This window comes from Sphingomonas sp. Leaf20 (assembly GCF_001421535.1).
In the GTDB taxonomy this organism is placed as follows: Bacteria; Pseudomonadota; Alphaproteobacteria; order Sphingomonadales; family Sphingomonadaceae; genus Sphingomonas.
This window is the reverse complement of sequence record NZ_LMKN01000001.1, coordinates 128270-151969: the sequence shown is the minus strand read 5'-3', so window position 1 is coordinate 151969 and position 23700 is coordinate 128270. Positions and strand designations below refer to the sequence as shown.

Genomic DNA, 23700 nt, shown 5'->3' with positions numbered 1-23700 from the left:
GCGAGCCGTCATCCTGACGAAGGTCAGGATCCAGAGCCATCAGCGCCGGGGCCTGTAACCCTGGATCCTGACCTTCGTCAGGATGACGGATACTAAGTGAGGTCCGTCTGCCGCGACGTGCGCTGGTTACAGCCGCGGCAGCTGCGTGGTCGGATCGACCGGCGTGCGTCCCTTGCGCAGTTCGAAGTGGAGCTCGGGACGATCCGCGAAGCCGGTATCGCCGGACAGCGCGACCGTCTGGCCGCGCTTCACGCTCTGGCCGCGCTGGACCATCAGCTTGGAGGCGTGGCCGTAGACGCTGGTCCAGCCACCGCCGTGCTTGACGATTACCAGCCCGCCGAGCGCGGCGATTCCATCGCCGACATAGGCGACGACGCCGTCCGCGGTCGCGCGGATCGGCGTCGCGACCGGGATGGCGATCTTGATCCCGTCGTTGCGCTCGCCGCTCGCGCCGTGGCCGAACCGCTTCACGACGCGGCCATCGACCGGCCAGAGGAAGCTGCCGCCCGCGAGACGGGCAGGCGCAGTGACGACCGCGCTCGGGGGCAGGACGCGCCTCGGCGTCGCGGTCGGTTTCACCGGTGCCTGGTTGCTCGCGAGCGCGGGCTCGCCGCCGGTCAGGATGTCGTCGACGTCGAGCGTGAACGCGGCCGCACGATCGGCGAGGCTGGTGCCGCCCGGCGGCGCAGGGATCGCGATCCGCTGACCCGCGCGCAGCACATAGGGTTCGAGGAGCGCGTTCGCGGTGACGATGCGCGACCATTCGACACCGTAAGCCCGCGCGATCGCGATGCCGGTCTCCCCCCGGCGGACGAGGTGATAGCGGCCGCCGGGGATCGTGAGGCGTTCGCCCGTGCGGATCGTGAAGGGCGGGTCGATCTGGTTGGCGCGCGCGATCGCGTCGCTGCTGACCCCGGTGCGCTCGGCGACGAGCCGCAGCGAATCGCCCGGGCGGACAAGATAGGTCGAGTCGTCCACCGTGCGCGCGTCTGCGACCACCGGGCTCGCCTCCCACGCGGGGCGCGGCGCGGGGAGGGTGGAGACCTGCTCGCTGTCGCTGCGCTCGCGATCGGTGGGCCGATAGGGTGGTGGACTGCGGTCAATGGTGCGGCGCTGTTCAGGACGCCGGCGCGTATCGGCGCGATCGAAGTCGCCCCTTTCGGTCCGGCGCTCGGATTGGGCCTCGGACCGGCGATCCCGATCGTCGTCGGATGGCGGCAGTCGCTGGATGCGTTCCGCCGGGGCACGCGCCGGGGCCTCGTCGCGCAGCACCGGCGCATCGACGCTCGGGATACAACCGGCAACCGCGAGCGCCGTGCCCAGGATCACGGCGCCGCGCTTCACGCGTAGGCTTGCCCGAGCATGTCCAGCGATTCGCCATGCGTGAGGTCGAGATGAAGCGGCGTGACCGAGATATAGCCGTCCATCACCGCTTCCAGATCGGTGGCGCGCATCGGTGTCTCGGCGGTGCCGCTGAGCGAGAACCAGTGATAGTCGTAGCCGCGGGGGTCGGTGTTGGTGACGATCTTCAGCCGGCCGTAATCGCGCAACCCCTGGCTGACGACGCGGATCCCCTTCACCTTGTCCGCGGCGCCGACGGGGAAGTTGACGTTGACCAGCGTCCGCGGCGCGAGCGGCGCGTCGAGCAACGGGCGCAGCACGCGTTCGCCCCACGCGGCGGCGGCCTCGAACGGCACACTGTCCCCCATGCCTTCCCGGCTGTAGACCTGGCTGAGCGCGATCGACCGGACGCCCGCGAGCGCACCCTCCATCGCCGCCGAGACGGTCCCCGAATAGGTGACGTCCTCCGCCAGGTTCGCGCCGCGGTTGACCCCGGACAGGATCAGGTCGGGTGGGCTGTCCTTCATGATCCTCGCAAGCGCCATCATCACCGCATCGGTCGGCGTGCCGGCGACCGCGTAGCGCTTCTCCCCGAACTTGCGCACGCGAAGCGGCCGCGACAGCGTCAGCGAATGGCCTGCGCCCGACTGCTCGTCCGCAGGCGCGACGACCCAGACATCGTCCGACAAGGTCGCCGCGATCGCCTCGAGCACCTTCAGTCCCGAGGCATGATAGCCGTCGTCGTTGGTGAGGAGAATGCGCATCAGCGCCGCGCCTCGAGCATCGTAAGCCCACCGAGATACGGCTGCAGCACCTCGGGTACCGCCACCGATCCATCGGCCTGCTGGTAATTTTCGAGGACCGCGACGAGCGTGCGACCGACCGCGAGGCTCGATCCGTTGAGCGTGTGGACGAACCGCGGGCTCTTCTCGCCCTCGGGGCGATAGCGCGCGTTCATCCGGCGCGCCTGGAAGTCGGTGCAGGTCGAAACGCTCGAGATCTCGCGATACTGATCCTGGCCGGGAAGCCAGACCTCGAGATCATAGGTGCGTGATGCGGTAAAACCCATATCGCCGCCGCATAGAAGCATGCGCCTGAACGGAAGCTGCAGCGCGTCGAGGACACCTTCGGCACACTGGGTCATGCGCTCATGCTCGGCGTCCGACGAGTCCGGGGTGACGATCGCGACCATCTCGACCTTGTCGAACTGGTGCTGACGGATATAGCCGCGCGTATCGCGGCCAGCCGATCCCGCCTCCGAACGGAAGCAGGGGGTCAGTGCGGCGAACCGCAGCGGCAGCTCGCCTTCGCTCAGGATCCGTTCGCGCACGATATTGGTCAGGCTGACCTCCGCGGTCGGGATCAGCCAGCGACCGTCGGTGGTGCGGAACAGGTCCTCGGCGAATTTGGGCAGCTGTCCGGTGCCGAAAACCGCCTCGTCGCGTACCAGCAGCGGCGGCGCGACCTCCTCGAACCCGTGGTCGCGGGTCAGGCGATCGAGCATGAACTGGCCAAGCGCGCGCTGGAGCCGTGCGGCGGGTCCGCGCACCAGCGTGAACCGGGCGCCCGACATCGCGACACCCGTCTCGAAGTCGAGACCGATCGCGGGGCCGATCAGATCATGCTCGCGCGGGGGGAAGCCGAAATCGGTCTTGGTGCCGCGCGCGTGGATCAGGACGTTGCCCGTCTCATCCGTGCCTTCGGGGACTTCGGGGGCGGGAAGGTTGGGGATCGCCGCGAGCGCGCTATCGAGCTCCGCGGTCAGCGCGGCCTCGTCGGCTTCGAGCGTCGGCAACGCAGCTTTGAGCGCGGCCACCTCGGCCATCAGCGCCTGCGCGCGCGGCTCGTCCTTCTGTGCCTTCGCCTGGCCGATCGCCTTGGACAGCTCGTTGCGACGCGTTTGCGCGGTCTGCGCCTCCGCGATCGTCGCGCGGCGGCGTTCGTCGATCGCGACAAGCGCGGCGGAGACGGGCGCGGCGCCGCGGCGCGCGAGCGCGGCGTCGAAAGCGGCGGGATTTTCACGGATGAGGCGGATATCATGCATGGCCCGGGCTATGCCGAGACGCGTATGTCGGCGCAAGTCGCCCCCGTAACCGACCCGCTCGGCGGATCGGCGCAACCGGGCCATGATCCAGGGCGTTATCGTCGTAGCAGGCAAATCAAGGAGAACGCCCGTGGAGCTTCCGCACAATTCCGTCGTCCTGGTCGTGGACGGCCGCAAGATGCTGTTCCTGCGCAACGAAGGCGATGCCGCCTATCCGAACCTGGTCGTCGAACAGGCGGTCGAGCAGGAGAACCCCGCGACGCGCAATCAGGCGACCGACTCGGCCGGCCGCGCCTCCTCGCCCCAGGGCGCCGCGCAGAGTTCGGTCGAGCCGACCGATTTCCACCAGCTCGAGGAGGACCGGTTCGCTGCCGAGGCGGCTGACGTCCTCAAGACACGTGCGCTCCAGAACGACTATGACTCGCTGATCGTGGTCGCGCCGCCGAAGACGCTCGGCGAGATGCGCAAGCATTACCACAAGGAAGTGCAGAACCGTCTGGCGGGCGAACTCGCCAAGGACCTGACGGGCCACCCGATCGCGGATATCGAGACCGCGCTCAAGAACGCCTGAGGCCGGGTAGCGATCGTATGAAAAAGGGCTCGTGGATCGTCGTCCGCGAGCTCTTTTCCGTGTAGTGCGTACCTGACAGGTCAGGCGGTCGGTTTGGAGAACCGCTTGCGCGCGATCAATGCCGCGGCGGCGGCGCCGAACAGCAGGACCATCGGCGGCGCGGGGACCGGTGCGGGCGACCCGCCATTCGATCCGGTCCCGCCATTGCTGCCGTTGGAGCCGTGCCAGCCGCCATTCGAGCTCCAGCCGCCGTTGCTGCTCCAGCCCTTGCTGCTCGACCCGTAACTCGACGACGACGAGGTCGACGTCGATCCGCTGCTGTTCGACGAGACGTTGCCGCTCGAGCTGGTCGATGAGGCAACATTGCCGCTCGAGCTCGACGAGGACGACACGTTCCCGCTCGACGACGACGACACGTTGCCACTCGACGAGGAGGAAACGTTGCCGCTCGACGAGGAGGAAACATTGCCGCTCGACGACGACGAGACGTTGCCGCTGCTGCCGCCGCTCGCGGAGGACGACGTGCTCGAGACGCTCGCGCCGCCCGTGCTGGTCGACGACCCGCCGGTGGAGGAGGTGCTGCTGACGTTTCCGCTCGACGTCGATCCGCCGCTGGTGCTCGACGAGCCACCGCTCGTGCTCGAGGAGCCGCCGCCCGTGCTCGTGGACCCGCCGCTCGACGTCGACGAGATGACGATGCTGCCGCTCGACCCCGAGCTGCCGCCGCCGAAGAAACCGCCGCCGCCAAAGCCGCCGCCAAGACCGCCGCCGCCGAAAAAGCCGCCGCCGCCGATCACCGCGGGCGCGCCGCCACCGCCGCCGCCGACAAAGCCGTCGCTGAGCGGAACGGGCACCGGTGCTGCATTGGCGACCGTCACGACGGTCGGCGCGCAGGCGGTGCTTGTCGTGGTCCGGACGACGCGACGGACGCGGGGACGCGTCGTCGATGCGACCTGCCGGCGGACGACGCGCTTGGTCATATGCGTCTTGGTCTGTGTCTTGGCGTAGATCTCACGCTTCGGGCGCTCGGCGACATGGACTGCGCCACCGCCGATGACAGCGCCACCGCACGCACATGCACATAATTTGGCCAACGCCATCCGCACCGACATAGGTCACTCTTTCGTTGCCGACGCGTACGAGGCGTCGGATCCCGTCTTCACGGCACTCTGGCACCGTCACTATCACCGCAGCGCAAAACAAACCGTTAAGCGCAAGATCATACCCAAGCCGTGAAAGAATTAAGCGAGCGGGTGCGATAAGTCATGCGACAAATTGGCGGGCGTCGTGCCGGTGCGGGACAATCCGTGACGCTGAATGGAGCGGAACAATCGGTCCATTTCGGAACGATCTCCGCCATGTGTAACCGCAATACAACATGGCGCAATAATCTGTCGTCGAACTCCATCGATGCGCAAGGTGGATCGCTTGTGGTGCCGGGCGGGTGAGACTATAGGCGCATTCACCATTTGGGGGTGGCCCCGACGGTCCGGACTTTCCGACCGAACGGGCCTGAGGGAGAGTGGTATGGCAACGGTAATGAATCGCGTAGACGAGACCAGTTCCAGCCAATCGGCGGCCAATGATGCCGATGGCTATCGACCCGACGGCGAAGAGCCGTTCATGAACCTGCGTCAGCAGGCCTATTTTCGTCAGAAGTTGCAGCAATGGCGCGATGCGATCCTCCGGGAATCGCAGGAAACGCTGTCGCAGTTGCAGGTCGACTCGCTGCGCGAGGCCGATCTGACGGATCGCGCGTCGAGCGAGACCGACTGGTCGATCGAACTGCGCACCCGCGACCGCCAGCGTAAACTGGTATCGAAGATCGAGGCAGCGCTGCGTCGAATCGACGATGGCGAATATGGCTATTGCGAAGTGACCGGCGAACCGATCAGCCTCGCGCGGCTCGAAGCGCGGCCGATCGCGACGATGACGGTCGAGGCGCAGGAGCGGCACGAGCGGAACGAGAAAATCTCGCGGGAAGACTGATCGTCCCGGCGGCTGTCGTTCGCGGATAGGCAGTCCGTAACGCTTTTGGTATACGCGCCGTTCGAACAGACGACGGAATGACAGGGCGCGAGACTGGGCATGGACAAGATCAACGACGAACGCCTGGGCTTTGACCGTCCCGCCGCTGACGACGTCGACCATCGTCTGGTCGATGGCGTCGAGGCCGTCGCGGCGGCGCAGGCACAGGGTGCGGGTCCCGGCGAACAGCGACGTTCGCGCGACAGCCTGCTGCTGAGCGCATCGATGCGGATCGGTTTGGCGACCGAGGCGCATGACGTCCGTATCAGGAACCTGTCCGAGGGCGGGATGATGATCGAGTTCGATCGTGCGCTCGCGGTCGATACCGCAGTGATGCTCGATATCCGCGGGATCGGCGAGGTCGCCGGCCGGATCGCATGGTGCACCGAGGGGCGGATGGGGATCGCGCTCGATGCGCCGATCGACCCGAAAAAGGCGCGTAAACCGGTGGGGGCGGGGGCAACGACGCCGACATTCGCCAAGCCGATCGTGTTTCGCGCGCCACGAGGACGCTAATCCCTCCGGTCTTGAGGGGGAAGGCGACCGGAGGGATGCCACGACATGCAGACCGCGTGGCCTGCATGTCGCGTCGTTCGAGCGAGTGATCAAACCGCCGGGTGGGCGGTTCGATTACCCGCGCGAAGTCAACTATTATAGGCCGGCAATCTCTTCCTTCAGACGCAATTTCTGCTTCTTCAATCCTGCAAGCGCCAGGGCGTCGGGCATGGGCCTGTGGATCTCCTCGGAAATCCGGCGATCGAGCATCTCGTGCTTGGTTTCCAGCGCAGCCTGGTGCGTCGTCTGCATGGTGGAAAAGCTCCTTCTGCATTCGTGTTGGGGAACCGAGTAAACCACCCACCTCGTAAAAAGTCTTTAACGAAGGTTGATGAAATCGATTGGCCGACCGGTTTCGAGGGACGGGCCGAGATTCGTGCAAAAGCGGTCGGCACGCAGGCCGAAGGCCTTGCCGAAGACCGTCGCGCGCGATTTTTGATGCTCGCGAAGCCGGGGGCATTTGCTAAAGGCGCTGGAGCAGCAGGGCGGGCCGGGGTGATTATGGTGGATGAGGCGCAGATCAAGGTTCGTCTCGGCGAGATCAGGACCGAGCACCGCGATCTCGACGCGGCGATTGCCGCGCTCTGGGGCAATGTGGTGCCCGATCAGCTTCAGATCGCGCGGCTCAAGAAGCGCAAACTGCGGCTGCGCGATGAGATCGCGGCGTTCGAGGATCAGCTGATTCCCGACATCATCGCCTGAGCACACTCGCCACGGGGCGGCGCCGCGAATCGCATGCCCCTCAAATGAATTAAGACTTTTTTACCATTTTCCCCGTCAAACGAATCTTTTCGGGACAGTCGCCGCGCAGGCGCTGGTTTTCGGCGTGGGCGACGCCGCGAGGCCGTGCCACTCGTCTTCGATGATTCGTGGACCGCATCACGCACCCTTGCACCGAAGACTGATCGACGCGCTGTACGAAGAGGCGATGCTGCTGGCCGATGAGGCGCGCAGCTATTTCGACGAGCCCGACCGAGGCGACCGCGGTGGTCTGGATCCGTTCGTGCGGGTGGCGTTCAGTTGTGAATCGCTCAAGCTGACGACCCGGCTGATGCACGTGATCGCGTGGCTGCTCACGCAGAAGGCCGTGCTCGCGGGCGAGATCAACGCGGACGACGCGGCGAAGCCGTCGCACCGGCTCGGCACGGCCGCGAGGACCGAGGAGGCGATGCTCGACGCATTGCCGACGAAGGCGCGCGGGCTTGTCGAGGCGAGCATCGACCTGCATCGCCGCCTGTCGCATATCGAGCAGGCGCTGTTGACGCCGGCGCGCGCGACCAGCCCCGCGCTGTCGATGCAGATACGTCTGGGTCTGGCGCTCTGATCGCTAGAGCGCGAGGCGGGCTCTGGCAGCGCGATATTCGCGCTCGAGCCGATCGACGCGATCGGCGACGCTTTCCACCGCAGTGACCGCACCGATCCCCTGACCCGATCCCCAGATGTCCTTCCACGCTTTGGGCTTGGATCCACCCTCGCCATTCGCGCCGGCACCGAAGTTCATCGTCTTGAGATCGCCCTCGGGCAGGGCGTCCGGGTCCATCCCCGCCGCGACGATCGAGGCGCGCAGGTAATTGCCGTGAACGCCCGTGAAGAGGTTCGAATAGACGATGTCCGCCGCCCGGCCCTCGACGATCCCGGCCTTGTAGGCGGGATCCGCATTCGCCTCGGTCGTGGCGATGAACGGCGATCCGATATAGCCGAAGTCGGCACCCATCGCCTGCGCCGCAAGCACCGCGTCGCCCGTCGCGATCGATCCCGACAGCGCGAGCGGTCCGTCGAACCACTGGCGTATCTCCTGGATGATCGCGAACGGCGACAGACGTCCCGCGTGACCGCCCGCGCCCGCCGCGACCGCGATCAGGCCATCCGCACCCTTCTCGATCGCCTTGCGCGCGAACCGGTCGTCGATCACGTCGTGCAGCGTGATGCCGCCCCAGCCATGCACCGCGGTATTGAGATCCTCGCGCGCGCCGAGCGAGGTGATGATGATCGGCACCTGCCATTTCGCGCAGGTCTCCAGATCGCGCTCGAGCCGGTCGTTCGACTTGTGGACGATCTGGTTGACCGCGAACGGTGCGGCAGGGCGTTCGGGGTGCGCGCGATTATGCGCGCTGAGTTCCTCGGTGATCCGGTGCAGCCATTCGTCGAGCATCGTCTGCGGGCGCGCATTGAGGGCCGGGAATGATCCGACGATCCCCGCCTTGCACTGCGCGATCACCAGTTCCGGCCCGGAAATGATGAACAGCGGAGACCCGATGACGGGCAGGCGGAGGCTCTTTAGAATGGCGGGTACGGTCATGGCGATTTCATAGCGCACCCGAAACGGCAATGCCAGCGGTCAGCGCAGGCGTATTTTTCGCGCGGAATTGCGCTGTGTCAGCAAAGGCGTACACCCATGACATCACGACTTACGGAGCGTCCCCTTTCATGAAACCCGCCGTTGCCGCCCTGCTCGGGCTGACTGTTTCCGCGCCCGCGCTTGCCGCCGGCCAGTTGCCCCGCACCGTCGTTCCGCTGGTGTACGATATCCAGATCCGTCCCGATGCGAAGGCGATGACCTTCACGGGTACCGAGAGCGTGACGATCGACGTGAAACAGGCGACGCAGACGATCCAGCTCAATGCCGCCGATCTCACCATCGGTACCGCGACGTTCGACGGGCGCCCGGCGAGCGTGAAGACCGACGCGGCGGCACAGCTGCTGACGGTGACGCTGCCCAAGGCGGCAAGCGTCGGGCGGCACACGCTTTCGTTCGCGTGGACGGGCAAGATCAACCAGTCGGCGGCGGGGCTGTTTGCGATCGACTATACCAATACCGATGGCTCGTCGTCGCGGATGCTCGCGACGCAGTTCGAGGCGCCCGACGCGCGCCGCTTCGCGCCGATGTGGGACGAACCCGCATTCAAGGCGAAGTTCCGCCTGTCCGCGGTCGCGCCGGGGCAGCAGCTCGCCTTCTCCAACATGCCGGCAAGCGCGATCACGAAACAGGCCGACGGAACGCAGCTCTACCGGTTCGCCGAGACGCCGTTGATGTCGAGCTATCTGCTGTTCCTCGGCATGGGCGACATGGAACGCAAGACCGCGATGGCGGGCAATGTCGAGATCGGCATCATCAGCCGCAAGGGTGTCGTCGATCAGGGCGACTATGCGCTGGCCTCGGCAAAGACGCTGCTTGCCTATTACAACGACTATTTCGGCCAGCCTTACCCGCTCCCCAAGATGGACATGATCGCGGGTCCGGGGTCGAGCCAGTTCTTTGGTGCGATGGAGAATTGGGGCGCGATCTTCTATTTCGAGAACGAGCTGCTGTTCGATCCCAAGCGGGCGACGGAGAGTGGCCGCCAGCGCATCTATACCGTCGTCGCGCACGAGATGGCGCACCAGTGGTTCGGCGACCTGGTGACGATGGCATGGTGGGACGACCTCTGGCTGAACGAGGGCTTCGCATCGTGGATGGAGGGCAAGTCGAGTGCCGATCTGGTGCCGGCGTGGAAGTCCGAGGCCGCCGCGGTCTCGGGCGAGCGCGAGGGGGCGATGGGGATCGATGCGACCGCCGCGACGCATCCGATCATCCGCAAGATCGAGACGGTCGACCAGATCGGCGAGGCGTTCGACGGCATCACCTATTCGAAGGGGCAGGCCGTCATCGGCATGCTCGAATCGACGCTCGGGCCCGACGTGTTCCGCAAGGGCATCCGCAGCTACATGGCCAAGTATAAATACGGCAACACCGTCACCGAGCAGCTCTGGGCCGAATTGTCCGCCGCCGCCGGGAAGCCCGTTGCCGAGATCGCGCACGACTTCACGCTGCAGGGCGGGGTGCCGCTGGTGACGATGACCGGCGCGCGCTGCGCGGGCGGCACGACGACGGCGACGATGACGCAGGGGCGGTTCGGCCTCGACGCCGCTTCGCGCGTGCCGCAGACGTGGCACGTTCCGCTTGTGGTCGGGACGCTCGGCGGCGCGCAGACGTCGACGATCGTGACGGGTACCGCGCCGTCGAACGTCACGATCAAGGGATGCGGTACGGTGGTGCTGAACCGCGGCAAGGGCAGCTATACGCGCGTGATGTACGACGAGGCGGGGCATGCCGCGATCGTCCGCGATTATGCGAAGCTCGACCTGGCGGACCGGCTGGGGACGCTCGGCGACGATTTCGCGCTCGCGGCGGGCGGCTATCAGGACCTGTCGCGCTATTTCGATGTGATGGCCAAGGTCGGGCCGGCGTCGGATCCGCTCGAATGGTCTTCGGTCGCAGGCGCGCTTGGGCGGATCACCGGGCTGTACGACAAGACGCCGCTCGAGGCGCCGCTGCGCGCGCGGTCGGTGAAGATCCTCTCGCCGGTGCTGGCGCAGATCGGGTTCGAGCCGAAACCGGGCGAATCGCCGCTGACGAGCAACCTGCGCGAGACGCTCGTCGGGCGGCTCGGCGTCAACGGCGACACCGGTGTCGCCGACCGCGCGCGGCGCTATGTCGCGGCGCTCGCAACCAATCCCACCGCGATCCCGCCGTCGATCCGCCAGCCGATCCTGTCGACCTATGCGGTGAACGCGACACCGGCGGAATGGGACGCGCTGCTCGCGCTGACCAGGGCGGAGAAGAACCCGGTCGCCAAGAACCGGTTCGTGTCGTTGCTGGGTGCCGCGCGGAATCCCGCGATCGCCGGCCGTGCGCTCGACCTGCTCAAGACCGATACGATCAGTGCGCCGCAAAAGGCCGGCCTGCTGCGTGCGGTGGCGGGTGCGCATCCCGATCTCGCATTCGACTGGGCGGTCGCGAACCGGACGCTCGTCGACGGGTTCATCGAGGACAGCTCGCGCGCGGGGTATATCGTCGGGCTGGGTGCAGGGTCGAACGATCCGGCGATGCCGGGCAAGATCACGGCCTATGCGGACAAATATCTGGCCGCCTCGTCGCGGGGTGGGGTGACGCGGTCGCTGTCCGCAATCGCGGTCCGCAAGGCGGCGGCTGCGCAGTTGCAGCCGGCCGTCTCGAAATGGGTGGCGCAATAAGCGATCAGCCCCCGGTCCGGTCCAGGCCGGACCGGGGGCGTCACGCGATCGGGGTCAATCCCGACGCACAGGCGCGCGCCTTGTCGACATAGTGCCGTGCCGACACGGCGAGCAGCGCGATCGCGGCGTCGTCGAGCGCGCGAACGAAGCGCGCCGGGCTGCCGACGATCAGGCTGCCGGCGGGAAAGACCTTGCCCTCTGTTACCAGCGCTCCGGCGCCGACGATGCAGTTCTCGCCGATCACCGCACGATTGAGGATGATCGCGCCCATGCCGATGAGCGTTCCGTCGCCGATCGTGCAGCCGTGCAGGATAGCGCGGTGACCGATCGTGCAATCCTCCCCCACGGTCAGCGGCGCGCCGTGGTCCGAGTGCAGCACTGCGCCCTCCTGCACGTTGCTGCGCGCGCCGATCGTGATGGTCGTATTGTCGCCGCGGATCGCTGCCCCGAACCAGACGCTGGAGTCGGCGCCGAGCACGACGTCGGCGATGACGTCTGCGCTGGGGGCGATCCAGGCGCCGGGGTGGCAGGTCGGGCGTTTATCGCCAAGCGCGTACAGGGGCATGCCGGTTTCTCCTCAACGCCCTCCTGCCGTACCGACGATCAAAACGAAACCGCCGTATCGCTGCCCGTCGGCGACGGGGCTGCGATACGGCGGTCGGGTTGGCACGGGCGAGGGAGGTCAGGCGACCTGCGGCATGCCCGTGATCACCTTGTCGAGCGTCAGCGGATATTCGCGGATGCGGACGCCGCAGGCATTGTAGACCGCGTTGGCAACCGCCGCGCCGACACCGCAGATGCCAAGCTCGCCCACGCCCTTGGCCTTCATCGGTGAGGATTTCTCATCGAGCTCGTCCATGAAGAACACGTCCTGGTGCGGCACGTCGGCATGAACGGGGACATGATATTCGGCCATGTCGTGATTGACGAAATAGCCGAACCGCTTGTCGACGATCGCGTCTTCCATCAACGCGGCGCCCACGCCCATCGTCATCGCGCCGATGACCTGGCTGCGCGCGGATTTGGGGTTGAGGATACGCCCCGCGGCGAACGCGCCACCCATGCGGCGTACACGCACTTCGCCCGTTGCCGAGTCGACCGCGACTTCGACGAAATGCGCGCCGAAGGTCGCCTGCGCATAGGTCTTGGTCAGATCGCCGAACTCGATCGTCTCCTCCGCAGACAGCCCGGCGTCACCCGCCGCGTCGGCGATCGAGGCGCTGCGGTCCCCGACGCGGATCTTGCCGCCCTCGAACACCGCGGCGGCCGGATCGAAGCCCAGCTTGCGCGCGATGCTGTCGCGCAGCGCGCTGCACGCCGCGTACACGCCGGCGGTCGAGCTGTTACCGCCCCACTGACCGCCCGACCCGGACGAGACGGGGAAGCTGCTGTCGCCAAGGAGCACGACGACCTTGTCGACGGGCACGCCCATCATTTCGGCCGCCGTCTGCGCGATGATCGTGTAGCTGCCGGTACCGATGTCGGTCATGTCGGTGGCGACGGTCACGACGCCCTTCTTGTCGATCCCGACGCGCGCCGCGGACTTCATCGCGACGTTGTCGCGAAACGCCGATGCCATGCCCATGCCGATCAGCCAGCGGCCTTCGCGCACCTGCCCGGGGACAGGGTTGCGCTTGGACCAGCCGAAGCGCTCGGCGCCGGTCTTGAGGCACCCGACGAGATCGCGCTGCGAGAACTGGCGCGTCGGCTTTTCCGGATCGACCTGCGTATCGTTGACAATCCGCAACTGGACCGGATCCATCTTCAGCTTCTCGGCAAGCTCGTCCATCGCGACTTCGAGCGCGAGCAGGCCGACAGCCTCGCCCGGCGCGCGCATCGCATTGCCCTCGGGCAGGTCGAGGACCGACAGCCGCGTCGCGGTCATCCGGTTTGCGCCTGCATAGAGCAGCCGGGTCTGGTTTACCGCCGTCTCGGGCCCGCCGCCGGGGAGATCGCCCGACCAGCTTTCGTGCGCGATCGCGGTGATCTTGCCGTCCTTCTGCGCGCCGATCCGCAGGCGTTGGATCGTCGCCGGACGGTGCGTGGTGTTGTTCATTATCTGCGGACGCGTCAGCGCGACCTTTACCGCGCGACCACCGATCGCCCGCGAAGCCAGAGCGGCCATCACCGCGTCGCTGCGGATCCACAGCTTCGACCCGAACCCGCCGCCGACGAACGGCGACAGGACGCGGATGTCCTCCTTGGGGATCAGCAACGTCTCGCTCATGTCGCGAACCGCCCAGTTGAGCATCTGGTTCGAAGTCCACAGCGTCAGCTTGCTGCCCTTCCAGGCGGCCATCGTCGCATGCGGTTCCATCATCGCATGGCTGTGGTCGGGCGTCGTGTAGCGCTGATCGAGCTTGACAGGGGCCTTGGCGAACGCGCCGGCGAAGTCGCCGACGGCGGTGTCGGGCGTCCCGTCCTTGGGCTTGACCGCGCTCGACTGCGATGCCGCGAGGTCGAACGATCCGCTGCTGCGGCCATAGCCGACGCGAACGAGCTTGGCGGCCGCACGTGCCTGCTCGAACGTCTCGGCGACGACGATCGCGACGGCCTGGTCGTAATGCTGGACATTGGGGCCGGCGAGCATGTTTGCGGTATGCGCCTTGGCCTTGGCGAGCTTGCCCGCATTCTCGTGCGTCACGACCGCCAGCACGCCGGGTGCGGCCTTTGCGTCGGTCACGTCGATGCTGTCGATCCGGCCCTTCGCGATCGCCGATCCGACGATATAGCCATAGGCCGCGTCGGGCGCGGCGTCGTTGCGTTCATAGGCATAGCGCGCGGTGCCCGTGGTCTTGCGCTTGCCGTCGATCCGGTCGATCGGCTTGCCGACGACGGTCATGCGGTCGATCGGGTTGGTCGTTGCGGGTGTATCGAACTTCATGGCGATCAGGCCTTCGCTTCTTCGAGCACGGCACCGATCGTTCGCTCGACCAGTGGCAGCTTGAATGCATTTTGTGAGGTCGTGCGCGCACCGGCGAGCACCGCGGCGGCCGTGGCTTTTGCGCCCGCGGGCAGCTGCGCTTCTGCGGCCTCGACACGCCAGGGCTTGTGCGCAAGCCCGCCAAAGGCAAGCCGGCCGCGATTGCCGGGCTGGATCACCGCCGCGACGGAGATCAGCGCGAACGCGTAGGACGCGCGGTCGCGGACCTTCTGGTAGATGTGCGTCCCGCCAATGGGCTTGGGCAAGCTGACCGCGGTGATCAGTTCACCGGGAGCCAGCGCGGTCTCGATGTTGGGCGTCGTGCCGGGAAGCCGGTGGAAGTCGGCGATCGGGATCGCGCGCGCCTTGCCTGCTGCATCGACCGTCTCGACGGTGGCATCGAGAACGCGCATCGCGACCGCCATGTCGCTGGGGTGCGTGGCGATGCACGCATCGCTCGTTCCCATGATCGCGAGGTTGCGATTGAACCCGCCGATCGCCGCACAACCGGTGCCGGGCTGGCGCTTGTTGCACGGCTTCGTGGTGTCGTAAAAATAGGGGCAGCGCGTGCGCTGGAGCAGGTTGCCCGCGGTCGTCGCCTTGTTGCGCAACTGGCCCGACGCACCCGACACGAGCGCGCGGCTGAGCACGGCATAATCGGCCCGCACGCGGCTGTCCGCGGCGAGATCGGTGTTGCGGACGAGCGCACCGACCCGCAGCCCGCCGTCGCTGGTCGGCGTGATCTTGTCGAGGCCGAGGCCGTTGACGTCGATCAGATGCTGCGGCGTCTCGATCTGCAGCTTCATCAGATCGAGCAGGTTGGTGCCGCCCGCGATGAACTTGGCCCTGGGATTGCGCACCGCGGCACTGGCTGCCTCGGTCGGGGTCTTTGCGCGTTCGTAGGTAAACGCCTTCATGCCGTGCGCTCCGTACCGGCGACATCATGGATGGCGTCGATGATGTTCGAATAGGCGCCACAACGGCAGATGTTGCCGCTCATGCGCTCCTTGAGTTCCGCAGTGGTGACGCCGGGTTTCGCGGCGATGTCGGACGTCGCGTGGCTGGGGATGCCGTTCTTGATCTCGTCGAGCGTTGCGACCGCCGAGCAGATCTGGCCAGGCGTGCAATAGCCGCACTGATAGCCGTCATGCTTGACGAACGCCGCCTGCATCGCGTGAAGCTTTTCCTCCGTCCCGAGCCCTTCGATCGTCGTGATCGTGTCGCCTTCGTGCATCACCGCCAGGGTCAGGCAACTGTTGATGCGGCGGCCTTCGACGATCACCGTGCAGGCGCCGCACTGGCCGTGATCGCAGCCCTTCTTGGTTCCGGTCAGCCGCATCGTCTCGCGCAGCGCGTCGAGCAGCGTGGTGCGCGTGTCGACGTCGATCTTCGTGTTGCGACCGTTCACCTTGAACGTCACCGGCATCGTCGTCGGGGCGGGCTGCTGTGCGGGCTGCGTCTGCGCACTCACCGCGGTACCGCCGAGAGTCGCCGTCGCAACGCCGCCTGCAATCACGCCGCGGCGCGAAACGGCGAATCCATCGTCTTTAGTCATGCTGATTTCAAAGCTCCCTGTCACGCAAACGGCTCGGCCGACGGTAGGTTGCATTTGCCGTAAAATTCGCTCGAAGATATTGAAACGGCGTAGTTTATTCGACGGCGGTCGATCGCGTGCGCGCTATCAGAAAAATGGCGCGGAGGGGTCGAAATGCGATCGGCGGGCGGTGCCGCGCCGGTTGTAGCCTGATACCGCAAACACTGGATTTCGCACGGTTTTACAGTGGCGAAATCGCTTCGCAAAGTCCTTGGATGGTCCTAGTCTCGTTTGCATAAACAGCGTCATGATGACGGGCAGGGGATTGGCAATGCAGGGTTATGCGCAGACTGTTGCCCGGTTGAGGTCTATGCTGTTCCTGCTCGAGGAGTCGCTGCGTATCGCTGACGAGGGGGGGCATGCACTGGTCGGCGCGAAGGTGAGCGACTGCATCGGCACGATCCAGCAAGAACTCTCGATGATGGTGGACGATCGGTCACCACCACGCTCCGACGCGGCGCCGCAGGCCGATCTTGCCGCCACGAAATCGCGACGGGCGGGTTAGGTCGTCACGCCGCGCCGCCCGCAACGGTTACGGGCTGGCATTTAAGATTTGAGGGAGCATGCCCGCCGAGCGCGTCGCGTTCGGCGGGCCGTAGCGTGTCAGTCGATGTCGCCATGGCCGTGGCCGACCGTGATCTTGGCGCCGGTGTCCGCACCGCCGTTGCCGCCCTCCCACCAGTAAGGCAGCCGCTTGCGCGTGCCGGTGGCGGTCTCGTTCAGCGTGGCGGCATCGTATAGCCGCCCGCCGAGCATGACCTGGGCGATCTTGTCGCTGTTGCGGATGTCGACCGTCGGGTCGGCGGTGAGCACGACCAGATCGGCGAGCTTGCCGGGCTCGAGCGATCCGACGTCGCGGGCGTAGCCGAGCGACGTCGCGGACGCGATGGTGCCCGCGCGCAACGCCTCGATCGGCGTGAAGCCGCCGCGGACGAAGCTCCACAGCTCCCAGTGCGCGCCGAGCCCGGGTTGCTGCCCATGCGCGCCGATCGCCACGGGAACACCCTTTGCCGCAAGCTTGCCCGCCTCGCGCGCGGTCGCGCCGTCGACATAATCCTCCTCGGGCGCGATCTCACGGCGGGCATTCTGCGCCGCGAGCAGCGCGGGCGGCGCATGCCGCGACAGTAGCGGATGCCGCCAGACGTCGCTGTGCGCGCGCCAGTACGGATCGCCCGCGGGGCCACCATAGGCCACCACTAGCGTCGGTGTGTAGCCGACCGTCGTCTGCGACCAGAGGTTCACGACGTCGGCATAGAAATGCTCGAGCGGCACGTTGTGCTCGACGGTCGCGTTGCCGTCCTGGACGAGGCTCATGTCGAGCGTGAACAGCGACCCGCCCTCCGGCACGACCTCCATGTTTTCCGCCTGTGCGGCGGCAACGACCATCTGGCGCTGTTCACGGCGGGGCTGGTTATAGTTCTTCACGCTGTGCGCGCCCTGCGCCTTGAGTCGGCGGATCACCGCCAGCGCGTCCTCATAGGTGTCGATCTGCGCGTAGACGTCGGGCGCCTTCGCGCCATAGACGATCTCCCCGGTCGAGAACGTCCGGGGCGCGAGGAGCATGCCCGTCTGCTGCATCTCGGCGGCGGGGAAGATTTCCGCCGAACGCGACGACGGATCGTGGACCGTCGTCGTCCCCATCGCGAGGTTCGCCATCGCCGACCAGTTTTGCTGCGGCACGATCTCGTCGTCACCCTGGGGGCCGTGCGCATGCGCATCGACAAGCCCCGGGATGATGATCTTGCCCGTCGCGTCGATCGTCCTGGTGCCCGCCGGGATCGCGATCGATGCACGCGGTCCGACCGCGACGATGCGGTCGCCGCGGATGAGGATCGTCGCGTCGTCGATGATCCCGCCATCGCCGCGCGCCATCGTCACGACACGCGCGCCGGTCAGCGCGGTCGTCCCGGTCGCCTTGTCGGCGGCGACCTCCATAGACAGCGAAACGCCGGTCCGCGGCGCGACGAACTTGGGCGCCTCCTCGCCGATCGGCACCGGCTGCGTACGGAACAGGCTTTCGGTCGTGGCGGTGTAAAGCGTCGGGCCGGCGCTCCAGTGGATCTGCGCGCCGTCGTTCGACCAGTTGATGAAGTCGGCGCCATCGCCGCTGACGCGCGTGACGGGCAGGGGGCCGCCCTTGGCATCGACCTCGACCGCCTGCCGGCCGGGGATCAATGGCATGACGAACGCCTCGTAATTCTGGCGGAACGCGACGTAATCGCCCGCCGGCGAGATCTGGTAGTCGTTGACGAGTTCGCCCGACGCGTGGACGCGCCGGTCCTGGCCGCTGAGGTCGGTACTGACCAGCTGACGCTTGTCCTTGTCGGTCGCGATCAGGAAGACGCGGTCGTCGCTCCGGCCGAATTGCGGCGCGGCGACGTCCTTGGCGATCCGGACCGGCGCACCGCCGCTCGCCGCGACGCGGTAGGCGCCGCTGCCGGGGTTGCCGCGTGCCGCGGTCAGGCCGCCGCCCTCGCCCTGCTCGAACACGATCGTCCGCGCGTCGGGCGAGAATCGCGGCCGGCGATAGTGCCCGGCCAGCGTGGTGACGGTCCGCGGCGACCCGCCGCGCGCCGCGATCGTCCGGATCTGGCCCAGCCCCGCATCGGTCCAGCCGACGAAGACGATCTGGCGGCCGTCGCGGGACCAGCTCGGGAACAGCTCGAGCTCGTCGGAGCCCCGCGTCAGGCGGACCGCGGTGCCGCCCGCAACCGGCTTGGTCCACAGCTTGCCGAGCGTCTCGAAGACGACGGTCCGGCCATCGGGCGAAACCGTCGCCCAGCGCGGCATGCGCGTCGTGACGCGATCGGGCGCGACCGCGATCTGCGGGTGGACCGCGTCGACGATCACGCGGGTGTCGTCGATACGGAACGGGATGACGCTGCCGCCCGAGCCGTCGGGCGCGACGCGGCGCAGCTTGCCGCCCGCCCAGAACACGATCGCGGTGTCGCCGGGCGTCCATGCCATGTCGGGATAGACGCCGGTGACGGCCCATGTCTCCTGAACGTCGCGATCAAGCGCACCGTAGACGACGCGCTCGACCCCGCTGGCGAGATCCTTGACCCATAATTTGGTGATGTTGTTCTCGCGCCGGACGAACGCGATCCGCTTGCCGTCGCGCGACGGGGTCGGGCGCACCGAGCCACCGACGCCCGATACCGCGGTGGTCACCTCGCCGCTGTCGATGTCGTAGCGTTCGATGTCGAACAGGTCGGTGCGCGAGTTCTGCGCATATTCGAAGATCGGTCCGGGCGAGACGTTGCGCGTATAGAAGATGCTCTTCCCGTCGGGCGCGTAGATCGGCTCGCCAAGCTCCTTCTGCAGCTGTTCGCTCGCGCGCTTGACGAGCTGGACGCCGCCGCCGCCCGATACGTGGTACAGCCAGATCTCGCCGGTGCCGAGCGACCGGCCGGTCGTGAAATGCTTCTTGGCGGCGATGAACCGGCCGTCCGGGCTCCAGCTCGGCTGGTTGAGCAGGCGGAAATCCTCCTTGGTGACCTGTCGCTTGTCGGCACCGTCGACATTCATCACCCAGATATTGTCGCCGCCGCCACGGTCGGAGGTGAAGGCGATGCGACGGCCGTCGGGCGAGAAGCGCGGCTGGTGCTCGAAGGCGAGACCCTCGGCGATGCGCGTCGGCGTGCCGCCCGCGATCGGCATCGTGTAGATGTCGCCGAGCAGGTCGAACGCGATCAGCCGCCCGTCGGGCGAGACGTCGACGTTCATCCAGCTGCCTTCGTCGACCTGCATCCTGACCTCACGCGTACGCAGGCCGCGGGGCTTGTTGACGTCCCATGCTGGCGGCTTCTTGTCGCTTTTCGCGGTCGCCGACGGCGTCGTCGCGGCGTCAGGTGCGGGTGTGGCGGCGGGCGTCGGCGTCGCGAGCGGGCCGGCGGGCGACGCGAGCGGTGCCGTCGCCTTGTCCTCGGGCGCCTGTGTCCGTTCGACGGGCTTGGCGGCGGGCGGCGGCGCGCTCTGGGCGGAAATCTGTTCGGCGACGAGACAAAGTGCGAGTGCGGTCAGTGCGCGGTGCTTCACGGTACTGCGATCCCCCTGTTTGCGACGGGTCTAGCCGATTGAACGTCACGGTCACGCAGAAATGCGACCGCCCGCGTGCGCGATCGCCTATCCCGCGAGCCTGAGCGCGTCGCCCGGTGCACGGCGCGGCTGGTCGGTCCAGATCCCGCGCGTGTCGAGAACGGTCTTGGTCACGCGTTCCTCGAGCGGGATCGAGCGGAAGACGTCGTGATCGACCAGCACGACCATGATCGGGCATGTCTCGATCGCGGTATCGACATCGATCAGCGTCGCGCCCGTCCCGTCGAACGCGGGGGGAAGCGTCGCGGCATAGGGTTCGACGATCCGGACGCGCTCGCCGAACCGCTCGGCCACCGCCTTGGCGACCTTCATCGCGGGGCTTTCGCGGAAGTCGTCGATGTTCGCCTTGAACGCGAGCCCGAGGCAGGCGACCGCGGCGCCGGGCTGTGCGTCGATCATCGCCGCGACCTGCGCGATGACATGCTCGGTCTTGCCGTCGTTGACCTCGCGCGCGGTGCGGATCAGCGGCGTCTGGTCGGGTGCCGCATGGACGAGGAACCATGGATCGACCGCGATGCAGTGGCCGCCGACGCCCGGGCCTGGCTGGAGGATGTTGACGCGCGGGTGCCGGTTGGCGAGGCGGATGACCTCCCAGACATCGACCCCCATCGTATCGGCGATCAGCGACAATTCGTTGGCGAACGCGATGTTGACGTCGCGAAAGGCGTTCTCGGTCAGCTTCGTCATCTCGGCGGCGCGCGCCGTGGTCGTGACGCAGGCACCGCGGACGAAGCGGCGGTAGAAGGTGAGCGCCTTGCGCGCGCACCGCGGCGTGATTCCGCCGATGACGCGGTCGTTGTCGATCAGCTCGACGAGGATCCGCCCCGGCAGCACGCGTTCGGGGCAATAGGCGATCGCGATGTCGGCCTGTTCGCCCGTCCGCCCGGGCACGCGCAGATCGGGGCGCAGCGTGGCGATCAGGTCGCGCACCTTCTCGGTGGTGCCGACGGGTGAGGTCGATTCGAGGATGATCGTGTCGCCGGTCTTCAGCACGGGGGCGATCGTCGTCGCGGCATTCAAGACATAGGTTATGTCGGGCGCATGCGAGTCGTCGAACGGAGTCGGTACCGCGATCACGAAGACGTCGGCGGGCTCGACCGTCATCGACGCGCGCAGTGTTCCCCGCGCGACGACGCCCGACACCAGTCCGTCGAGATCGACCTCCTCGATATGGATCCGCCCCGAATTGATCGTGTCGACCACGCGCTGCGTGACGTCGACGCCCAGCACCCGCGCGCCGGTGCGCGCGATCACCGCTGCGGTCGGCAGGCCGATATAGCCGAGCCCCATCACGACGACGGTCATTTCAGTATCCGAAAGCATGGACGATGATCCTAACGAGTGCCGGCTGGCGCGAGGGTCGGTGCGAACCTCTGCGCGATGATCGCCGCGATCCTTGGCGCCGACCGGCCGTCGCCGAACGGGTTGTGCGCACGCGCCATCGCCGCATAGCCCGCCTTGTCGTCGAGCAGCGTGAAGATTTCGGAAACGATCCGGTCCTCGTCCGTGCCGATCAGCCTGGCGGTGCCGGCTGCGACGCCCTCGGGGCGCTCGGTCGTCTCGCGCATGACGAGCACGGGCTTGCCGAACGCGGGAGCCTCCTCCTGAACGCCCCCCGAATCGGTCAGGACGATGTCCGCGATACCCAGCGCGCGCACGAAGGTCGGATAGTCGAGCGGTTCGATCCGCGCGATATTGGACCGGTCGCCGAGGATCGCGTCCATCACCGAGACGACATTGGGATTGGGGTGGACGGGGAAGATCACGGCGACGTCGTCGCGCGCGGCGATCCGCGCGATCGCGCGCGCGATCGACGCCATGCCGTCGCCAAAATTCTCGCGCCGGTGCGTGGTCACCAGGACGACGCGCTTGCCTGCGAACCGCTGCACGACCGCGTCGAGGCCGGCACCGAGCCCTGGATCCGCCGCGACCCGGTCGCGCGTCCAGTGCAGCGCGTCGATCACCGTATTGCCCGTGACGTGGACGGTCTCCGCGGCGACGTTTTCACGCAACAGTGCGTCTGCGGCGGTCTGCGTCGGTGCGAAGTGGAGCATCGCGATCGGCGCGACGATCCGGCGGTTCACCTCTTCGGGCCAGGGATGGTGGATGTCGCCCGAGCGCAGCCCCGCCTCGACATGCGCGACCGGGACCTTGCGGTAATAGGCGGCCAGCGCCCCCGTCATCGCGGTTGCTGTGTCGCCCTGCACGACGACGAGGTCGGGCCGTTCGGAATCCATCACCTCGCCAAGCCCGACCAGCAACCGCGCGGTCAGCCGGTCGAGCGTCTGGCCGGGCTCCATCAGGTCGAGATCGATGTCGGGCACCAGTCCGGCGATCGCCAGAACCTGGTCGAGCAAACCCCGGTGCTGCGCCGTCACGCAGGTCCGGACCGACAGCCCGGGCCGTGCCGCGAGGGCCGCGATGACGGGGAAGAGTTTGATCGCTTCCGGGCGCGTGCCGAAGATGACGAGTATTTTTGACATGGAACTCGCCTACACCGAACGTCTTTAATGACGCGCTAACTGCCGCGATCGATTTGCCGAGCCGTTTCGGCGTCGATATGCGGATAGATGATACCAGACTGCTCGAGACGATGCGCGACGTTTCACCGCGACGTGCGCCGGAACGGGAAGACCAAAGGGAGCACCGAATGACGATCAAACCGCTACGCAAGGCCGTATTTCCCGTCGCAGGACTAGGAACGCGTTTCCTGCCTGCGACCAAGTCGATGCCGAAGGAGATGCTGACCGTCGTCGACAAGCCGCTGATCCAATATGCGGTCGAAGAGGCGCTCGAGGCGGGGATCGAGCAGATCATCTTCGTGACCGGACGCGGCAAGGGTGCGCTCGAGGACCATTTCGACATTTCGTTCGAGCTCGAGGCGACGATGCGCGCGCGCGGCAAGTCGCTGTCGATCCTCGACGGCATCCGGCAGAAGCCCGGTTCACCCGTCTACGTCCGGCAGCAGGAGCCGCTCGGCCTTGGCCATGCCGTGTGGTGCGCACGCGAGATCGTCGGTGACGAGCCGTTCGCGGTGCTGCTCCCCGACGAGCTGATGGTCGGCAAGCCGGGCTTCATGAAGCAGATGGTCGAGGCGTATAACCAGGTCGGCGGTAACGTGATCGGTGCGCTCGAAGTCGCGGATTCGGAAACCGACAAATACGGCATCATCTCGCCGGGTGCGATCGACGGGCGCCTGACCGAGGTCACCGCGCTGGTCGAGAAGCCCGCCAAGGGCACGTCGCCGTCCAATCTCATGATCCCCGGTCGCTACATCCTCCAGCCCGAGGTGATGCGGATCCTCGAGGGTCAGGAAAAGGGTGCCGGCGGCGAGATCCAGCTGACCGACGCGATGGCGCAGCTGATCGGCAACCAGCCATTCCACGGCTTCACCTTCGACGGGCAGCGTTACGACTGCGGCGACAAGGCGGGGTATATCCAGGCCAATCTGGCGCTCGCGCTGGCGCGCGACGACATCGGGCCGGCCGTCCGCGCGTTCGCCAAGACGCTGCTGGGATGAGTGCAGGGGAGGG

General features: G+C 67.0%; 22 protein-coding genes. 9 read left to right on the top strand and 13 right to left on the bottom strand.

Annotation, left to right across the window (positions count from 1 at the left end):
• Nucleotides 1-126 precede the first annotated feature (126 nt).
• From ASE72_RS00625 to serS, 3 genes are read right to left on the bottom strand one after another with little or no spacing between them, the layout of a single operon-like run.
• Complete coding sequence (locus ASE72_RS00625; RefSeq protein ID WP_443024731.1) at nt 127-1326, bottom strand: peptidoglycan DD-metalloendopeptidase family protein; 1200 nt, start codon at nt 1324-1326, stop codon at nt 127-129.
• Between the two features lie 14 nt (nt 1327-1340).
• Nucleotides 1341-2105: a 5'/3'-nucleotidase SurE gene (surE, locus tag ASE72_RS00620; RefSeq protein ID WP_056015493.1), complete on the bottom strand. Its 765-nt coding sequence runs from the start codon at nt 2103-2105 to the stop codon at nt 1341-1343.
• Complete coding sequence (gene serS, locus ASE72_RS00615; RefSeq protein WP_056015491.1) at nt 2105-3385, bottom strand: serine--tRNA ligase; 1281 nt, start codon at nt 3383-3385, stop codon at nt 2105-2107. Before serS ends, surE begins: the two co-directional genes overlap by 1 nt.
• A gap of 130 nt (nt 3386-3515) precedes the next feature.
• Between serS and ASE72_RS00610 the strand changes: the two genes are divergently transcribed.
• Entirely contained in the window at nt 3516-3956 is a 441-nt protein-coding gene (locus ASE72_RS00610; RefSeq protein WP_056015489.1) for a host attachment family protein, read from the top strand.
• An 80-nt stretch (nt 3957-4036) separates the two neighbouring features.
• On the opposite strand, the gene ASE72_RS20040 is transcribed toward ASE72_RS00610, so the two are convergent.
• Entirely contained in the window at nt 4037-4348 is a 312-nt protein-coding gene (locus tag ASE72_RS20040) for a hypothetical protein (RefSeq protein WP_156350032.1), read from the bottom strand.
• On the opposite strand from ASE72_RS20040, the gene ASE72_RS19490 reads away from it, so the two are divergent.
• From ASE72_RS19490 to ASE72_RS00595, 3 genes are all read left to right on the top strand, one after another.
• A complete protein-coding gene (locus ASE72_RS19490; protein ID WP_235532176.1) occupies nt 4320-4964 on the top strand; it encodes a hypothetical protein in 645 nt (214 codons plus the stop codon). The genes ASE72_RS20040 and ASE72_RS19490 overlap by 29 nt on opposite strands.
• 519 nt (nt 4965-5483) lie before the next feature.
• A complete protein-coding gene (gene dksA / locus ASE72_RS00600; RefSeq protein ID WP_056015485.1) occupies nt 5484-5945 on the top strand; it encodes an RNA polymerase-binding protein DksA in 462 nt (153 codons plus the stop codon).
• A 99-nt stretch (nt 5946-6044) separates the two neighbouring features.
• Nucleotides 6045-6500 (top strand): PilZ domain-containing protein, encoded by a 456-nt coding sequence (locus tag ASE72_RS00595; protein WP_082445704.1) that lies wholly within the window; start codon nt 6045-6047, stop codon nt 6498-6500.
• A gap of 135 nt (nt 6501-6635) precedes the next feature.
• Here the strand turns inward: ASE72_RS00595 and ASE72_RS19485 are convergent, their stop codons facing one another.
• Nucleotides 6636-6791, bottom strand: a complete 156-nt coding sequence (locus ASE72_RS19485) for a YdcH family protein (protein WP_082445703.1) — start codon at nt 6789-6791, stop codon at nt 6636-6638.
• Nucleotides 6792-7043: 252 nt separating this feature from the next.
• Here ASE72_RS19485 and ASE72_RS00590 point away from each other — a divergent pair, with 252 nt between their 5' ends.
• Together ASE72_RS00590 and ASE72_RS00585 are read left to right on the top strand one after the other, a co-directional pair.
• Nucleotides 7044-7241: a YdcH family protein gene (locus ASE72_RS00590; RefSeq protein WP_056015483.1), complete on the top strand. Its 198-nt coding sequence runs from the start codon at nt 7044-7046 to the stop codon at nt 7239-7241.
• A 187-nt stretch (nt 7242-7428) separates the two neighbouring features.
• Entirely contained in the window at nt 7429-7863 is a 435-nt protein-coding gene (locus ASE72_RS00585; protein WP_235532175.1) for a DUF1465 family protein, read from the top strand.
• A gap of 3 nt (nt 7864-7866) precedes the next feature.
• On the opposite strand, the gene ASE72_RS00580 is transcribed toward ASE72_RS00585, so the two are convergent.
• Entirely contained in the window at nt 7867-8838 is a 972-nt protein-coding gene (locus ASE72_RS00580; protein ID WP_056018581.1) for an NAD(P)H-dependent flavin oxidoreductase, read from the bottom strand.
• A gap of 128 nt (nt 8839-8966) precedes the next feature.
• On the opposite strand from ASE72_RS00580, the gene ASE72_RS00575 reads away from it, so the two are divergent.
• Nucleotides 8967-11552, top strand: coding sequence for a M1 family metallopeptidase (locus tag ASE72_RS00575; RefSeq protein ID WP_056015479.1), 2586 nt, complete (start codon nt 8967-8969; stop codon nt 11550-11552).
• A gap of 40 nt (nt 11553-11592) precedes the next feature.
• Here the strand turns inward: ASE72_RS00575 and ASE72_RS00570 are convergent, their stop codons facing one another.
• From ASE72_RS00570 to paoA, 4 genes are all read right to left on the bottom strand, one after another.
• Nucleotides 11593-12117, bottom strand: a complete 525-nt coding sequence (locus tag ASE72_RS00570; protein WP_056015476.1) for a gamma carbonic anhydrase family protein — start codon at nt 12115-12117, stop codon at nt 11593-11595.
• A 117-nt stretch (nt 12118-12234) separates the two neighbouring features.
• Entirely contained in the window at nt 12235-14436 is a 2202-nt protein-coding gene (gene paoC / locus ASE72_RS00565; RefSeq protein WP_056015474.1) for an aldehyde oxidoreductase molybdenum-binding subunit PaoC, read from the bottom strand.
• Between the two features lie 5 nt (nt 14437-14441).
• Nucleotides 14442-15392, bottom strand: a complete 951-nt coding sequence (locus tag ASE72_RS00560) for an FAD binding domain-containing protein (protein WP_056015472.1) — start codon at nt 15390-15392, stop codon at nt 14442-14444.
• Entirely contained in the window at nt 15389-16030 is a 642-nt protein-coding gene (gene paoA, locus ASE72_RS00555; RefSeq protein ID WP_056015470.1) for an aldehyde dehydrogenase iron-sulfur subunit PaoA, read from the bottom strand. Before paoA ends, ASE72_RS00560 begins: the two co-directional genes overlap by 4 nt.
• Nucleotides 16031-16340: 310 nt before the next feature.
• On the opposite strand from paoA, the gene ASE72_RS00550 reads away from it, so the two are divergent.
• On the top strand, nt 16341-16574 hold the full coding sequence (locus ASE72_RS00550; protein WP_156350030.1) for a hypothetical protein: 234 nt from the start codon (nt 16341-16343) through the stop codon (nt 16572-16574).
• A gap of 98 nt (nt 16575-16672) precedes the next feature.
• Here the strand turns inward: ASE72_RS00550 and ASE72_RS00545 are convergent, their stop codons facing one another.
• The 3 genes from ASE72_RS00545 to wecB all read right to left on the bottom strand — a co-directional run bounded on the left by ASE72_RS00545 (nt 16673) and on the right by wecB (nt 22650).
• A complete protein-coding gene (locus tag ASE72_RS00545; RefSeq protein ID WP_056015466.1) occupies nt 16673-20107 on the bottom strand; it encodes an amidohydrolase family protein in 3435 nt (1144 codons plus the stop codon).
• An 87-nt stretch (nt 20108-20194) separates the two neighbouring features.
• Nucleotides 20195-21490, bottom strand: coding sequence for a UDP-N-acetyl-D-mannosamine dehydrogenase (gene wecC, locus ASE72_RS00540; RefSeq protein WP_056015464.1), 1296 nt, complete (start codon nt 21488-21490; stop codon nt 20195-20197).
• 11 nt (nt 21491-21501) lie between these two features.
• Entirely contained in the window at nt 21502-22650 is a 1149-nt protein-coding gene (wecB, locus tag ASE72_RS00535; protein ID WP_056015462.1) for a non-hydrolyzing UDP-N-acetylglucosamine 2-epimerase, read from the bottom strand.
• 167 nt (nt 22651-22817) lie between these two features.
• Here wecB and galU point away from each other — a divergent pair, with 167 nt between their 5' ends.
• Nucleotides 22818-23687 (top strand): UTP--glucose-1-phosphate uridylyltransferase GalU, encoded by an 870-nt coding sequence (galU, locus tag ASE72_RS00530; protein ID WP_056015459.1) that lies wholly within the window; start codon nt 22818-22820, stop codon nt 23685-23687.
• The last annotated feature ends 13 nt before the right edge of the window (nt 23688-23700 follow it).